We start from the raw sequence: 15,164 nt of genomic DNA, 5'->3' as shown, positions 1-15,164 counted from the left end.
ACCCCATGGACGTCATCTCCGTCATCCGCACCAAGCGCGACAAGGGCGAACTGAGCCCCGAGCAGATCGACTGGGTCATCGACGCCTACACCCGCGGCGAGGTCGCGGACGAGCAGATGTCGGCCCTGGCCATGGCGATCCTGCTCAACGGCATGAACCGGGTCGAGATCGCCCGCTGGACCGCCGCGATGATCGCCTCCGGCGAGCGGATGAACTTTGCCTCGCTCGGCCGCCCGACCTCCGACAAGCACTCCACGGGAGGCGTCGGCGACAAGATCACGCTGCCGCTCGCGCCCCTGGTCGCCGCCTGCGGCGCGGCCGTGCCACAGCTCTCCGGCCGGGGCCTAGGCCACACCGGCGGCACGCTCGACAAGCTGGAGTCGATCCCCGGCTGGCGCGCCGCGCTCTCCAACGAGGAGATGCTGCACGTCCTCGACACCACCGGCGCGGTCATCTGCGCGGCGGGCGACGGGCTCGCCCCGGCGGACAAGAAGCTGTACGCGCTGCGCGACGTCACTGGCACGGTCGAGGCGATCCCGCTGATCGCCTCCTCGATCATGTCGAAGAAGATCGCGGAGGGTACGGGCTCGCTCGTCCTGGACGTCAAGGTCGGCTCCGGCGCCTTCATGAAGACCATCGAGGACGCCCGCGAGCTGGCCGCCACCATGGTCGGCCTCGGCACCGACAGCGGCGTACGCACGGTGGCGCTCCTCACCGACATGTCCACCCCCCTCGGCCTGACCGCCGGCAACGCGCTGGAGGTCCGCGAATCCGTCGAGGTGCTGGCGGGCGGCGGCCCCCAGGACGTCGTCGACCTGACCCTGGCGCTCGCCCGCGAGATGCTCGACGCGGCCGGCCTGCCCGACGCAGACCCGGCGAAGGCGCTCGCCGACGGCTCCGCGATGGACGTCTGGCGCCGCATGATCGCGGCCCAGGGCGGCGACCCGGACGCGGCCCTGCCCCGCGCCCGCGAGCAGCACGTCGTGCACGCCTCGTCGTCCGGCGTCCTCACCACCCTCGACGCCTACGCGGTCGGCGTGGCGGCCTGGCGCCTCGGCGCGGGCCGGGCGCGCAAGGAGGACCAGGTGCAGGCCGGCGCGGGCATCGAGCTGCACGCCAAGCCGGGCGACCGGATCACCGCGGGCCAGCGCCTGATGACGCTGCACACCGACACGCCGGAGAAGTTCGAGTACGCCCTCGAAGCCCTGGACGGCGGCGTCCTGACCGCCGCCGAGGACACGGAGTTCGTCCCGAACCCCATCGTGCTGGGCCGCATCGCCTGACCCTGAGCAGCACGCACGACGAGCGGGGCCGGTGGATTCCACCGGCCCCGCTCGGCTGTGTCCGGGCGTCCACCGATGAGTTCCTGCCCCGCACCCGGTCTCCCCCATGTGAATGCCACGATGCCGACCGTTCTCGTCATCGCCGGCCGGGTGAGACCTGCCGACGTGCCGGGGCTGTGCGACGCCCTCGACGACCTGATGTACGGCACCGGGGTCACCGAGGTGATCTGTGACGTCCGCGGCCTGACCGACCCCGATCTCACCGCCGTCGACGCCGTCGCCCGCCTGCGCCTCACCGCCCGCAGAGCCGGCGGTCGCATTCGTCTGAACGGCACCCGCCAGGACCTCCTGCTGCTCCTGCGCCTCGTAGGCCTGGCCGACTCCCTTTAGCCCATCCGGCGGCCCCCTACTGAAAAGTAATCATTTCGACGCGCTCACTCGATGGGGTATTTCGGCGGTAACGGAAGACGGCCGATCAGGCATGCCACCGCCGGGGCTGGGCCGTACGGACGCGGGCTCCGAATGGTCGTACCGGCGCGTTCTGCCTGATTTTCCAACTGGCTTTCTGACAAGGTGCACACCTGATTTTGTCTCATGAATCGAAGCCCGATATTCGCGGTCGCTTTCTCGGTCAGTTCTCCACGTACGAAGAGAGCCGCACGTGCTGCAAAGACGCTGGACCGATCAGAGCCAACTGACGGTATTTCACCTCGTTCAGCCGGTTGAGGGGGGAGTCGCACGCGTTGTCACCGACCTTGTCAGGGCCCAGACCGCCGAGGGTCTGCGCACCGTCGTCGCCTGCCCGCCCGGCGGGCCGCTGGCGTCCCAGGCCGCAGAGGCCGGTGCGCGCGTCCACACCTGGTCCGCCGTCCGCGCGCCGGGGCCCGGCCTGGCCGGGGAAGTCATGTCCGCCGCCCGGCTGATCCGCCAGGCCCGCCCCCACGTCGTGCACGCCCACAGCGCGAAGGCCGGGCTCGCCGGCAGGCTCGCCGTACGCGGACGGGTCCCGACCGTCTTCCAGCCGCACGCCTGGTCCTTCGACGCGGTACGCGGCCGAGAGGCCCAGCTCGCCCTCACCTGGGAGCGTTACGGCGCCCGGTGGAGCGCCCGCACGCTGTGCGTCAGCGAGACCGAGCGCCGAGCGGGGCAGGAGGCCGGCATCGCCGCCCGCTGGTCGGTGATCCGCAACGGCATCGACCTGCGCCACTTCCGCCCCGACGACGGCGCGAGCCGCGCGCCCGCCCGCGCCGCGCTGCCGCTGCTGTCCGCTCTGCCCACCGGAGCCCCCCTGGTGGTCTGCGTCGGCCGGCTGTGCCGCCAAAAGGGCCAGGACGTACTCCTGGAAGCCTGGCCCCGGGTCACCGCCGCCGTCCCCGGCGCCCGCCTCGTCCTGGTCGGCGACGGCCCCGACCGCGCCCGGCTGACCGGACTCGCGGGCCCCGGCGTGCTGTTCGCCGGGGCCGCCCAGGACACCCGACCGTGGCTGTACGCCGCCGACCTGGCCGTACTCCCGTCCCGCTGGGAGGGCATGGCCCTCGCCCCACTCGAAGCCATGGCCTGCGGCAGACCCGCGGTGCTGACCGACGTGAGCGGGGCCAGGGAGAGCCTGCCACCCGGCCACGAAGCCCACTGCCTCGTACCCCCCGAGAACCCACCCGCCCTCGCAGCGGCGCTCACCGCCCTGCTGACCGCCCCCCGGCTCAGGGATGCCCTGGGCCGGGGGGCGCAGACCCACACCCGGTCGGCCTGCGACGTGACGACGACCGCCGCGGCCGTCTCCGGCCTCTACCGGGAACTTCTCTGCCGACCCCGACCCCTGACGAGGAAGCGCACCCAGCGATGACGACGGAGAGTGCATTCGCGCCCGACACAGCCGTACGGACCCCCTCACTCCATCCCCCCAGACGGCGGGCCACCCGCCGGCCCGCCCCCCTCGCCTCCCGACGCATCCGCCGCCGCGGCCCCCTCGCGGCGCTGGTCGCAGCCGACCTCCTCGCCACGGCCCTCGCCCTCGCCCTGATCCCGTCGACCTGGCCCGCCGCCACCTTCGTCCCGCTCGCCGCGGCCCTGCTGGTGCTGCACACCGGGCGCGGTCTCTACCGCCCGGTCCTGTCCCCGTCGGCGCTCGCCGAGCTGCCCTCCCTGCTCCTGCTCGCCCTGCTCCAGTGGTACGCCACCGCCGAGGCCCTCGCGGCGTACGCCCCCCACCTCGCCCTCGGCCTGCCGGCCCTGGCCGGCGCCGTGGCCGCCCAGACCCTGCTCGGCTGCGCTGCCCGGGGCCTCGTCCACAGCGCCCGCCGCAGATCCGCCACCAAACGCCCGCAGTCCGCACTCATGGTGGGCGCGGGCCCGGCGGCCCAGCAGATCACGGCCGCCCTCCAGGAACGCGCCGAGTACGGCCTGCGCCCCGTCGGCCACGTGGGCCCCGCCCCGGCCACCGCCCAACTGCCGGTCCTCCCCACCCATGAGGACGTCACCCGCGCGGTCATCCAGAACTCCGTGCGCCACGCCGTCTTCACCCACCCGCCCGAGGGCCCCGAAGGCGCCGCCCTCGTCGCGCTGCTGGCCGAGCACGACTGCCGGCTCTGGCTCGCAGGCAGCTCCCAGCCCCACGACCCGGCCCACCCCGACCACCTCTGGGGATTCGCCGTACGCCCGCTCCGGACAACGCCGCACCGCCCCTTCGCCCGCGTCGCCAAGCGGGCCATGGACGCGGCCCTGGCCGCCCTGGCGCTCCTCGCGGCGATGCCCGTGATGCTGGCGTGCGCCCTGGCGGTACGCCTCTCCGACGGCCCCGGCGTCATCTTCCGCCAGGAGCGCATCGGCCGCGGCGGCCGGCCCTTCACCCTGCTCAAGTTCCGCACGCTGCGCCCGGCGAACGAGCACGAGTCCGCCACCCGCTGGAGCGTGGCCCTGGACCGCCGCATGAGCGCCACGGGCAACCTCCTGCGACGCACGTCCCTCGACGAGCTTCCCCAGCTCTGGAACGTACTGCGCGGCGACATGAGCCTGGTCGGGCCCCGCCCCGAACGCCCGTACTTCGTCACGCAGTTCAGCGACACCTACCCCGGCTACCAGGCCCGCCACCGGATGCCCGTCGGCATCACAGGGCTGGCCCAGGTCAACGGGCTGCGCGGCGACACCTCGATCGAGGACCGCGCCCGCTTCGACAACCACTACATCGAGACCTGGTCGCTGTGGCAGGACGTGTGCATCCTCACGCGCACCGCCACTTCCCTGTTCCGGCTCGGAGGCAGCTGAGCATGACCGTCCTGACGACCACCGCGTTGCACGTCCGCGTACGGCCGCGCGACTGGTGGCCGCTGCTGCCCCTCATCGCGACCGTGCTGCTGCTCGCGGCCCCCGTCCAGGGGGAGTCCGCCACCCCCGCGGACCTGGCCTCCGGCGTCCTGGTCACCTTCGCCCTCGCCCGCGTACTCCACCAGCGCCACCGCCCACTCCGACCGGCCGCCGCACTGATCCTCGGCGCGCCGGCCCTCGCCGTCGCCATCGCGACGATCACGGCCTCCGACCCCACGGCGGGCCTCCCCGGATACGTCCGCTACCTCCAGGTCTTCGTCCTCGTCCCCACGGCGGTCGTGGTGCTGCTCCGCAACGCCCGCGACTTCAGAATCATCACGATCTCCCTGATCGCTCTCGCCCTCTTCCAGGGCGCCACAGGCGTCTACCAGTACGCCACCGGCACCGGGGCGTCATACATGGGCGAGGACATCCGGGCCGTCGGCACCTTCGGCCCCACCGACGTGATGGGCATGTCCACCGTCGTCGCGTACGGCGTCCTGGCCGCCACCGCCCTGGCCCTGCGCCCCCCAGAGGGCGCCCCCACCTGGCTCCGCCCCTGCGCCACCGCCACAGCGGCGGCCCTCCTCGTCCCCCTGGCCCTCTCCTTCAGCCGAGGGGCATGGATCGCCACGGCAATCGCCGCACTCGCCATCATCCTGCTCACCGGCCTGCGCCAGGCCCTCACCGCCCTGACCGCCCTCACCGCGATCGCGGTCGTCCTGGTCGGCGGCTTCGGCATCGGCTCCGAAATGATCTCCCAGCGCCTCACCAGCATCACCGAAGTGACCAAAGCCCCCGACCAGTCCGTCACCGACCGCTACACGATGTGGACGGCGGCGGAGAGCATGTGGCGCGAGGAGCCGGCCACCGGAGTCGGCCTCAAGGGCTTCCCCGCCCACCGCGACGGCCACGCGTCCATCGCCCTGTCCGCCGGCAGCGACACCGCAGGCGCGGGCCGCTCGTTCCAGAAGCAACCACTGCTCTCCCCCCACAACATGTACCTCCTGATCCTCAGCGAGCAGGGCCTGATCGGCCTCACCGCCTTCGCGACCGCCTGGTCGGCGATCATCCTCTGCGCGCTCCGCAAACTCCCCCGAACCACCAACAAGGACTGCGCCCTGACAGCCACCGGCCTCATGATCTGGCTGACGGTCGACTTCCTGTACGCCGACATCGGCGGCCCCTCCACGGTGCTGACCGGCGTAGTGCTGGGCCTGGCGGCCTGGTGGGCCCTGGCCGACAGGACGACCACCGGATGACCGACAACACCGCCTCACGCGTCCCGACCCCGAACCCCGCACCCCCGGCCTCGCGTCCGGAGGTGCCGGGAGGGGACGTGTCGGGGCGCTCCCCGCAGGGCGTCGAACACAACACCGCCGAACTATCCGACGCCCCGGACGTTCGGCGCCCGAGGAGACGCCCCGGCACGGCACCGACCCCGAAGCCCCGCGCCCCGCTTCCCCCCGAAGCCCCAACTCCCGCTCCGCCCAAGCTGGGCCGCTTCCTGGCCCGCGCCGCAGCCGTCACCGCGGGCCTCACCGCGGCCGGCGCCCTGCTGGGCCTGGTCCGTGACCAGACCATCGCCCACCTCTTCGGCGCGAGCGCCGAGAGCGACGCGTTCCTGATCGCCTGGACCGTGCCCGAAATGGCGTCCACGCTGCTCATCGAGGACGCGATGGCCCTGCTGCTGGTCCCCGCGTTCAGCCACGCCCTGGCCGCCCGCGCGGCCCACAAGCAGGACGACGCCGTCCGCACCCTGGTCCGCGCCACCCTGCCCCGCCTCTTCACCGTCCTGACCACCGTGGCGGCGGCCCTGATCATCGGCGCCCCCTGGGTCGTACGCATCCTCGCCCCCGGCTTCAGCAACCCCCAACTGGCCGTCGACTGCACCCGCCTGACCGCCGTCACGGTCCTCACCTTCGGCATCGCGGGCTACTTCAGCGCCGCCCTGCGCGCGCACCGCAAGTTCCTCCTGCCGGCCGGCGTCTACGTCGCGTACAACCTCGGCATCATCGTCACGATGCTCACCCTGCACTCCCTGTGGGGCGTACGCGCGGCCGCCGCCGGAGTGGCCGTGGGCAGCCTCCTCATGGCCCTGACGCAACTACCCACGTTCCTGCGCCTGACCAGCACAACCCGTACTCCAACCCCCACCCCAACCCCCACCAACCTCCGCACCCACCCCCGCGCCCCCCACCTCCCCCGGAGAACCCCCACCGCCCCCCTGCTAGGCGCAGCCGTCCTCGCCCCGGTCGTCCTCTTCGCGGTCAGCCGCCAGTCCCAGGTCCTGGTGGAACGCTTCCTCGCGTCGTCCCTCCCCGCAGGCGCCATCTCCCATCTGAACTACGCGCAGAAGGTCGCGCAGATGCCGATGGTGCTGTCCCTGATGATCTGCACGGTCACGTATCCCCTGGTCGCCCGCGCCATGGCCGAAGGGGACAAGGAGGGAGCGAGGCGCAGGGTGGAACGCGATCTGGGACTGGCCGGCCTGGTCGTCCTGCTGGGCACCGCCGCCGTCCTCGGATACGCCCCGCAGATCATCGAAGCCCTCTTCGAGCGCGGCGCGTTCGACGCCCAGGACACCGCCACCACCGCCACCGTCATGCGCGTCTACGCCGCCGGCCTCCTCGGCCACTGCCTGGTCGGCGCCCTGAGCCGGCCGTTCTTCTCCACCGGTCGGCCCACCTGGTACCCGGTCGCAGCCATGGGCACAGGCCTGCTGGTGACCACGGCCGCCGGCGCCGCCCTGGTCGTCCCCTTCGGTGTCCACGGCATCGCCGCCGCCAACGCCATCGGCGTCAGCACGGCGGCGCTGCTGCTCCTGTGCGGCCTCGGCTCACGGGTGGTCTCCATCCAGGTCCGGGCCGTCAGCGCGACCCTCGCCCGGCTGGCCGCCGCCGCCGCGGCCGCCGCCGCCGCCGGATGGACGGCGGGCCCGGCGATCGCCGACCCCTTCCTGAGCCTGGCCGTCGGCTGCGCTCTCGTTCCCACCACATTCGTCCTCACCGGACTCGCAGTAAGAGCTCCTGAAGTCGTTCACCTGCTGGCTCTCACCCGACAGAGGTTCAAACATGGCCGCTGACACGGCGACCCGCAACGCCGAACGCCCCGCCCCCCGACCCGCATCCCACTGCGCCCACCCCTCCCACGACAACCGGCCGTCCCAGCCGTGGATCCTGATGTACCACGCGGTGGGGGACCCGACCGACGACCCGTACGGCATCACCGTCGCCCGCGACCGCCTCGACCACCAGCTGGGCTGGCTGCGCCGCCGAAGACTCACCGGGGTCGACGTCGGCACCCTGATGCGCGCGCACGCGGACGGCCGCTCCCACGGCCTGGTCGGGCTGACCTTCGACGACGGGTACACCGACTTCCTGCACGAGGCGCTGCCGGTGCTCCAGCGGCACGCGTGCACCGCCACGGTCTTCGTCCTGCCCGGCCGGCTCGGCGGCTCCAACGAATGGGACCCGCTCGGCCCGCGCAGGCCGCTGATGACGGAGGCGGACCTGCGGGCGGTGGCCCGCGCGGGCATGCAGATCGGCTCGCACGGCATGTACCACCAGAGCCTGACGACCATGTCGGACGCGATGCTGCGGCAGGAGACCCACCGCAGCCGCCGCCTGATCCGGGACATCACCGGCACCGCCCCGGAAGGCTTCTGTTACCCGTACGGTCTCGTCGACCGGCGCGCCACCGACGCCGTGCGCGACGCGGGCTACACGTACGGCTTCGCGATCGATCCGGGCCCGCTCCTCGGGCAGTACGCCCTGCCCCGCACGCACATCAGCCACGCCGACCGTGACGTCCGCCTGTGGGCGAAGCACCGGCGGTTCCGCTCTGCCTGCCGGTCGGCGGCCCACGCGTCCGGCGCCCGCCGATGAGGGCGCTGCACATCATCACCGGCCTCGGGACCGGCGGGGCCGAGCAGCAACTGCGGTTGCTGCTCGGCCACCTGCCGGTGCGGTGCGACGTTGTGACGCTGACCAACCCGGGCGCGGTCGCCGACGGCCTGCGCGCGGACGGCGTACGCGTCACCCACCTGGGGATGAAGGGGAACCGGGATCTGGCCGCGCTGCCGGCCCTGACCCGCCTCATCCGGCGCGGGAAGTACGACCTCGTCCACACGCACCTCTACCGCGCCTGCGTGTACGGGCGGATCGCCGCACGGCTGGCCGGGGTACGGGCCACCGTCGCGACGGAGCACTCGCTCGGGAAGGCCGAGATCGAGGGCCGCCCGCTGACCCGGGGCGCCAGGGCGCTGTACCTGGGCACCGAACGGCTCGGCTCCGCGACCGTGGCGGTGTCGGCCACAGTCGCGGAGCGGCTGCGCGACTGGGGTGTCCCCGCCGCGCGCATCCACGTCGTACCGAACGGCATCGACGCGGGCCGCTTCCGCTTCGATCACGACGCCCGGCTCGCGGCGCGCGCCCGCCTCGGGGTGCCCGAGGACGCCTTCGTGGCCGGGGGAGTGGGCCGGCTCGTCCCCGGCAAGCGCTTCGACGTGCTGGTGCGCGCGGTAGCGGCGCTGCCCGACGTGTGGCTCCTGCTGGCGGGCGACGGGCCCGAGGCGCAACGCCTGCGCACCCTCGCGGCCCGCCTCGGAGCCGCCCACCGCATCCGCTTCCTCGGCGAGTGCACGAGCGCGGGCGTCCCGGACGGCCCGCCGGCGATCCCAGCGCTGCTCAGCGCCATGGACGTGTTCGTCTCGACGTCCCGCGACGAGGCGTTCGGGCTGGCGGTCGTCGAGGCGCTGGCCGCCGGGCTGCCCGTACTGCACACCGGGTGTCCCGCCGTCGACGACCTGCCGGCGGGCCTCGCACCGGGCGCCACCCGGGTCAGCGGCGACGCCGCCGAACTCGCCACGCACGTGCGCCTCCGGCAGGAACAGCACCGGCCGCCGGGCCCCGACGCCGCAGCAAACCGCCGCGTCCCACCCCCGGCCGTCGCCCACTACGACATCGCCCGCAGCAGCGACCGCCTCATGGACGTCTACGCCGGGGCCCTCGCCACCCTTCCCGCACCCCCGATCAAGAGAGCACGCCGATGACCGAGCCGACAGCGCCGACCGAGCCGAACAAGCCGACCGAGCCGAGCAAGCCGAACAAGCGGAGGCCGCCGAGCAAGCTGAACAAGCCACCCGAGCAGAAGCTCGAGCAGAAGCCCGGTCAGAAGCCCGAGTCCCCCGAGTCGCCCGAGGAGAAGCCCGCCGCCCCCGGACGGATCAGCCGGCTTCGCGTGAGGTTCCCGAAAAGGCTCCTCGTGAATTTCCTCGTGCATCACCCTCTGCGGCTCCTCGCGAAGTTCCGGGCGAAGCGCCGCCCGCTCCCCGCCTGGTGGCCCCTGCCCCTGTGCGCGCTCCTCGGCACGGCCTGCGGGCTGTCGTACGGCGCCCTCACCACGCCCCAGTACGCGGCCACCAGTTACGTCGTCGCCACCCCCACCAAGGGCACCGAGCCCACCGCGGCGCTCGGCTACGCTCAGGCCTACGGCCGCCTCACCACCACCGACTCCACCCTCGCGTACGCGCGCGTGGCGGCGGGCATCGCGCCGGCGCGGCTGCGTGAGCGGGTGCAGGCCGAGACGTCACCGGACTCGCCGATGATCGCGATCACCGGCACCGCCACCCGGCCCGCCGAGGCCGCGGACATCGCCAACGCCGTCGCCGACGCCGTCTTCGTCAGCAGCAACAGCGTCTCGAAGAACACCGGCGTCAAGCTGCTCGTCTTCTCACAGGCCATCCCGCCGACCGAGCCCGCTTCCCCGTCCGTCCCGATCAGCGCGGCCGTGGGCCTGTCCACGGGCTGCCTGATCGGCGGCCTGGTCCTGCTCGTACGCCCGAGGCGCACCCGGACGGCCGGCTCCGCCACCGTTCCGGGGCCCGCGGCCGCACCCGCGTCGGCGTCCGCCGCCGCGTCCGTCAACGCCGAGCGGGAGCTGGTGTGATGGGCACGAAGGCCACAGATCAGCGGGGCATCGTCGTCACCCTGTGCCGCGACCCCCATCGGTTCGCCGCGCTGCGCGGCGCATGGGACGCGCTGCACCGCCGCTGCGCCGCGTCCACACCGTTCCAGAGCCACGCCTGGCTGCACTCCTGGTGGCTCTCCTACGGTACGGCCGGCCGGCTCCGCGTCGTCCTGGTCCGCCGCCACGGCCGGCTGATCGGCGCGGCGCCACTGATGCTCGTACACCGCCCGATGCCGCTGCTCGTCCCCATGGGGGGCGCGATCTCCGACTTCTTCGACGTCCTCGTCGACGACGACGACCGCGCCAGTGCGATCGCGGCGCTGGAGCGCGGACTCGACCGGGCCGCACGCCAGACCGTCGTAGACCTGCGGGAGGTACGGCCGGGCGCCGCCGCCGAGGAGTTGTACGAGAACTGGACCGGCACCCGGCGCCGCCTCACCGACTCCGTCTGCATGGAGCTGCCCGCCGAACCGATGGACGCCCTCGTCGGGCGGATGCAGAGCAGCAGGGCCCAGCGCGTCCGCGCCAAGCTTCGCAAGATCGACGCGCTGAACATCGAGGGCCGTGTGGTGCGCGAGCACGAGCTGCCGGGCGCTGTAGGCCGGTTGCTGCACCTGCACGAACTCCAGTGGCGCGGCCGTGGCGTCACGGTCGAGCACCTGCGGCCGCGCTTCGCCGAGCACCTGGTGCGGGCGACCCGGCGGATGCTGCGCGACGGCGACGCGGCGGTCACCGAGTTCCGGCTGGACGAGAAGGTGGTGGCCGTGAGCATGACCCTGCAGTCCGGCCTCCTGTCCGGCGGCTACCTGTACGGGGCCGATCCGGGGCTGCGGGAGAAGAAGGTGGACGTGGCGACGATGCTGCTGCGCCAGGAGGCGGAGCTGGCCGCGGCTTCGGGCCGCGGTGTGCTGAGCCTGCTGCGCGGGGCGGAGCCGTACAAGAACCACTGGCGGCCCGAGACCGTCACCAACCAGCGGTTGCTGCTGGCCCGGTCCGGCATGGAGCCCCTGCTGCGCTTGCGCGAGTCGCAGGTGACCATGCGGGACCGGGCCGCCGAGACCGTGAGCACACGGTTCCCCGCCGCGCGTGACTGGCGGGACCGGCTGAACAGCTGGCGGGCGGACGGTGTGGTCAGGGCGACGGCCAGTCCTTCGACGGCCGGAGCTTCACGCACAACTTGAAGTCCGACATCCACTGGTTGAGCCACTCGCCCAGTTCCATGGGGACGCACCACCGGCTGTTGTCGGGCGGAGTGGGCTTGGTGGGCGGGGTCGGGGTCGGGGGCACCGGCGGGGTCGTGGGCGTCGGCTTCGGCGCCTGCGCCCCGTACAGCTTCGACCGGAAGACCCGCGACGACCGGGGGTTGTCGTCGCACTGCCACACACCGTGCGGGCAGTAGTCGGTGATGGTCTGGTAGAGCGGCCTGTGCTGGTCCATCCAGTCGAGCATGCGGCGCATGTACTCGGGGTTGTCGCCGTTGCGGAACAGCCCCCACTCCGGATACGAGATCGCCTTGTTGTGCTCGGCAGCGAAGTCGACCTGTTTCTGGAGCCCGTACGGATCCGACACGTGCTCGTCGAAGGTCTGGCCGGGCGGCTGGTCGTAGGAGTCCATGCCGATGATGTCCACGACATCGTCCCCGGGGTAGCACTCGGTCCACGGCACCGCGTCCCGGCCGCGGTTCGGCGCGAAGTCGAAGCGGAACTTCTGGCCCGGCACGGACCGCATGGTCGTGACGATCCGCTTCCAGTACGTTTTCCAGGCCGCCGGGTCGGGCCCGCAGCGATGCGTGTACGTCGTGCCGTTCATCTCCCAGCCGAGGACGATCACCGTGTCCGGCACGCCCAGGTCGACGAGGCGGGTGGCCAGCTTCTGGAAGTGCTGGTCGAAGCGGCCCGCCGCCCCGGCCCGCAGCAGGCCGCGGACCTCGCCGTCGGACAGGCGGCTCTCGTTGCGCTCCAGCATCGGCACGTTGAGCACGAACATCCGGTTGTCCGCGCCGCGCCGCCAGTCGGCCCAGCTGCGCAGGAACCCGGGGCGGCCCTCGATGTTCACCCAGAGGTCTCCTGGCAGGTAGGTGTGACCGACGGTCAGTTCCGCGCCACCCAGCCACTTGGACAGGGCGGCCATCCGCCGCACGCCCGCCGGACCGTAATGGAGGTACGCGCCGACGCCGCCCTGCGGGGCCTGGGTGGCGGTGGCGGCGGGAAGCGGCACGGGCCGGGTCGCCGGCCGCTGCGTACTGCCGGCCGACGGCGACGCGGACGGTCTGGGCGACGCGGACGGAGTCGGATCAGAGGCCTCGCCGGGCACGGCGGTGGCCGCCGCACCCTGCCCGAGAAAACCACCGGCGACCACGAGGCTTATGGCAACCGTCCCGATGCAGGTGCCGGTGAGACGGCGCCGTCCGGACATGACTCCTCCTGAGGTCGATCGTTCATTCCGACACGACCGACACTAGGCAGAAAGTCCTATTAATGAGATCTCTGAATGCTCGTCAGTAGGCCATTGGCGATACGGGCCGCCTCCAACTCGGCCTTTCGGGTGAAAGAAGCCCGATTCCGTCAGGCTTCTGGCCAGGCTTCTGGTCAAGCTTCAGGACATGCCAAAGGTGAAGGGCAGCGTCCGGACGCGGTTGTCGAAGTTCGAGTCGACCAGCTCGGGAAGGCCGGTCGCGCGCAGCCCCCGTGGCCTGGTGAGCAGTTCGTGGAAAAGGACCTTCATCTCCTGCCGGGCCAGATGTGCCCCCAGGCAGTAGTGGGGCCCGCCTCCGCCGTACCCGAGATGCGGATTGGGATCGCGGGTGATGTCGAAGACGTCGGGGTCCGTGAACACCGCTTCGTCGCGATTGGCCGAGGCGTAGAAGAGCACCACCTTCTCGCCGGGCCGGAACTCGCGCCCGCCCAGCACGCATTCGGCCGCGACCGTACGGCGGAACTGGATGATCGGCGTCGAGTGGCGGACGATCTCGTCCACCGCTCCGTCGGCGTACCGCTCGAAGTCGGACTCCAGCAGTGCCCGCTGCTCCGGGTGTTCGGTCAGCAGCGTCAGCCCGTGGGAGATGGCGTTGCGCGTCGTCTCCACTCCCGCGACCAGCAGCAGCGAGAAGAACGCGCCGAGCTGGCGGGAGGAGAGTGCCTGGCCGTCGATGTCCGCGCGGACGAGCGCCGAGACGAGGTCGTCGGTGGGGTTGCGACGGCGGTCACGGGCGAGCTTCGCCATGACGAGCTGCATATGGGCCAGCGCCCGCAGTCCGCGCCCCGGCACCCTCAGCCGCGCGCGTACGCCGCGTTTGACGCCCACGTTCTCCGAGGCGTGGTTGACGCGGTCGGCGATCTCCGGGCGGTAACGCTCCGGGATACCCATCAGATTGCAGATGACCTCGAACGGCATGCGCGAAGCGACCGACGGCACGAAGTCGCCGGGCCGTTCGGTGATCATCTCGTCGACCACGCGCCGGGCGACGGCGCGGATGTCCTCCTCCGCTGCGGCGAGCAGGCGCGGGGTGAAGGCGCGCGAGACGATGCGGCGCATCGTGGCGTGCTCGGGGCCGTCCATGTTGACCATGGAGTTCCCGAAGACGGCCTTGGCCCAGGCGGCCGGTTCCGGGGTGGTGACGCCGGGGGCGCTCGCGAACTGACGCGGCTGCCGGCTGGCCTCCAGTACGTCGGCGTGTTTGACGAGCGCGTAGAAGCCCTGCGGGGTGCGGTCCGTGAAGTGGACGGGAGCGTCGAGCCCGCGCAGCAGGGCGAAGGCCTTCAGTCTTTCGGCACGCGGCAGTTGCCAGAAGGCCGGATCGGCGAGATCGGCGTTCTGCGCCCGCAGGGTGGGCCTGGTGTGCTGGGTGGGCCGGGTCTGCTGGGTGGGCCGGGTGTGCGGTGCAGGGGTCCGCGTCGGGTTCGTCATACCCCCATCTTTGTGTACTTCCTCGATATTTCCTTTCATATCCGTTCATCTCAGTTCTGCCGCCTTTGGCGCAGACAGGGGAACTTTGCAGAACTCTGCGCCAACGCCCGCCACGAGAACTATTTCGCCGCAGCCTCGTTGTGCCCAGCGAAGCAAGTGCACACGGCAACAGCGGGCCGAGGTGAGAGGCATACGGCATGGGCCTGATCAGACGAAGGAACACCGCGACCGGACACCTCCTGGATGGCTTCCTCACCCGTCGCGTCGCGTTGCGGGCCGCGTTCACCGCGGGCGTGATCGCGGGCACCGCGGCGGCGCTCGCACCGATCCTGGGCAAGCGGCCGGACACCGCACCCGCGACGCCGGGCCGGGAGCCCGCCCGGGGCGCGGCGACAGAGAGGTTCGCCGAGACGTACCGCGGCCGGCACATCCAGGGGGCCGCGAACGGCCGGATGCCGGTGGCTGCCCGCCACCGGCACAGGCGTTACGGCGGGGCGATGTCCGTCGCGACGGCGGTGAACGCCGAGGTGCGTATCGACGGCAGACCGCTGCACGTCATGCGGCGCGCCGACGGCACCTATCTGAGCCTGGTCAACCATTACGAGTCGTTCCCGACACTGCTCGCCGTGGCACGTGCGGCGGTCGACGAGCTGGGCGACGCCCAGCTGTCGGCGTCCCCCTCGCACAGCCTCTGAACCGGGAGGA

At 72.3% G+C, this 15,164-nt stretch carries 13 protein-coding genes; 11 read left to right on the top strand and 2 right to left on the bottom strand.

Annotation, left to right across the window (positions count from 1 at the left end):
• Positions 1-5: 5 nt before the first annotated feature.
• The 10 genes from ACU6WZ_RS09845 (at position 6) to ACU6WZ_RS09800 (ending at position 11,734) form a co-directional block, all read left to right on the top strand.
• Positions 6-1,283 carry a thymidine phosphorylase gene (locus ACU6WZ_RS09845; protein WP_447032730.1) on the top strand — a complete coding sequence of 426 codons (1,278 nt, stop codon included), beginning with the start codon at positions 6-8 and terminating at the stop codon, positions 1,281-1,283.
• 120 nt (positions 1,284-1,403) lie between these two features.
• The gene (locus tag ACU6WZ_RS09840) at positions 1,404-1,673 is read left to right on the top strand and encodes an STAS domain-containing protein (protein WP_447032729.1); all 270 of its coding nucleotides are present in this window, start codon (positions 1,404-1,406) and stop codon (positions 1,671-1,673) included.
• A gap of 271 nt (positions 1,674-1,944) precedes the next feature.
• Positions 1,945-3,126, top strand: coding sequence for a glycosyltransferase (locus ACU6WZ_RS09835; RefSeq protein WP_447032728.1), 1,182 nt, complete (start codon positions 1,945-1,947; stop codon positions 3,124-3,126).
• Entirely contained in the window at positions 3,123-4,544 is a 1,422-nt protein-coding gene (locus ACU6WZ_RS09830; protein ID WP_447032727.1) for an exopolysaccharide biosynthesis polyprenyl glycosylphosphotransferase, read from the top strand. Before ACU6WZ_RS09835 ends, ACU6WZ_RS09830 begins: the two co-directional genes overlap by 4 nt.
• Positions 4,545-4,546: 2 nt before the next feature.
• Positions 4,547-5,845 carry an O-antigen ligase family protein gene (locus ACU6WZ_RS09825; RefSeq protein WP_447032726.1) on the top strand — a complete coding sequence of 433 codons (1,299 nt, stop codon included), beginning with the start codon at positions 4,547-4,549 and terminating at the stop codon, positions 5,843-5,845.
• Positions 5,842-7,668: a lipid II flippase MurJ gene (locus ACU6WZ_RS09820; RefSeq protein WP_447032725.1), complete on the top strand. Its 1,827-nt coding sequence runs from the start codon at positions 5,842-5,844 to the stop codon at positions 7,666-7,668. Before ACU6WZ_RS09825 ends, ACU6WZ_RS09820 begins: the two co-directional genes overlap by 4 nt.
• Positions 7,658-8,470: a polysaccharide deacetylase family protein gene (locus tag ACU6WZ_RS09815; RefSeq protein ID WP_447032724.1), complete on the top strand. Its 813-nt coding sequence runs from the start codon at positions 7,658-7,660 to the stop codon at positions 8,468-8,470. The genes ACU6WZ_RS09820 and ACU6WZ_RS09815 overlap by 11 nt, the downstream gene beginning before the upstream one ends.
• On the top strand, positions 8,467-9,636 hold the full coding sequence (locus ACU6WZ_RS09810) for a glycosyltransferase (protein WP_447032723.1): 1,170 nt from the start codon (positions 8,467-8,469) through the stop codon (positions 9,634-9,636). Before ACU6WZ_RS09815 ends, ACU6WZ_RS09810 begins: the two co-directional genes overlap by 4 nt.
• Positions 9,637-9,824: 188 nt before the next feature.
• The gene (locus tag ACU6WZ_RS09805) at positions 9,825-10,532 is read left to right on the top strand and encodes a YveK family protein (protein WP_447033960.1); all 708 of its coding nucleotides are present in this window, start codon (positions 9,825-9,827) and stop codon (positions 10,530-10,532) included.
• Positions 10,532-11,734: a GNAT family N-acetyltransferase gene (locus tag ACU6WZ_RS09800; RefSeq protein WP_447032722.1), complete on the top strand. Its 1,203-nt coding sequence runs from the start codon at positions 10,532-10,534 to the stop codon at positions 11,732-11,734. The genes ACU6WZ_RS09805 and ACU6WZ_RS09800 overlap by 1 nt, the downstream gene beginning before the upstream one ends.
• On the opposite strand, the gene ACU6WZ_RS09795 is transcribed toward ACU6WZ_RS09800, so the two are convergent.
• Both ACU6WZ_RS09795 and ACU6WZ_RS09790 read right to left on the bottom strand, forming a co-directional pair.
• On the bottom strand, positions 11,685-12,968 hold the full coding sequence (locus ACU6WZ_RS09795; protein WP_447032721.1) for a glycoside hydrolase family 26 protein: 1,284 nt from the start codon (positions 12,966-12,968) through the stop codon (positions 11,685-11,687). The two genes, ACU6WZ_RS09800 and ACU6WZ_RS09795, sit on opposite strands and share 50 nt — an antisense overlap.
• A 180-nt stretch (positions 12,969-13,148) precedes the next feature.
• The gene (locus tag ACU6WZ_RS09790) at positions 13,149-14,459 is read right to left on the bottom strand and encodes a cytochrome P450 (protein WP_447032720.1); all 1,311 of its coding nucleotides are present in this window, start codon (positions 14,457-14,459) and stop codon (positions 13,149-13,151) included.
• Between the two features lie 197 nt (positions 14,460-14,656).
• Between ACU6WZ_RS09790 and ACU6WZ_RS09785 the strand changes: the two genes are divergently transcribed.
• Positions 14,657-15,154 carry a tyrosinase family oxidase copper chaperone gene (locus tag ACU6WZ_RS09785; protein WP_447032719.1) on the top strand — a complete coding sequence of 166 codons (498 nt, stop codon included), beginning with the start codon at positions 14,657-14,659 and terminating at the stop codon, positions 15,152-15,154.
• Positions 15,155-15,164 lie beyond the last annotated feature (10 nt).

This window comes from Streptomyces hypolithicus (assembly GCF_052934925.1).
This window is presented reverse-complemented; position numbering and strand designations above follow the sequence as displayed.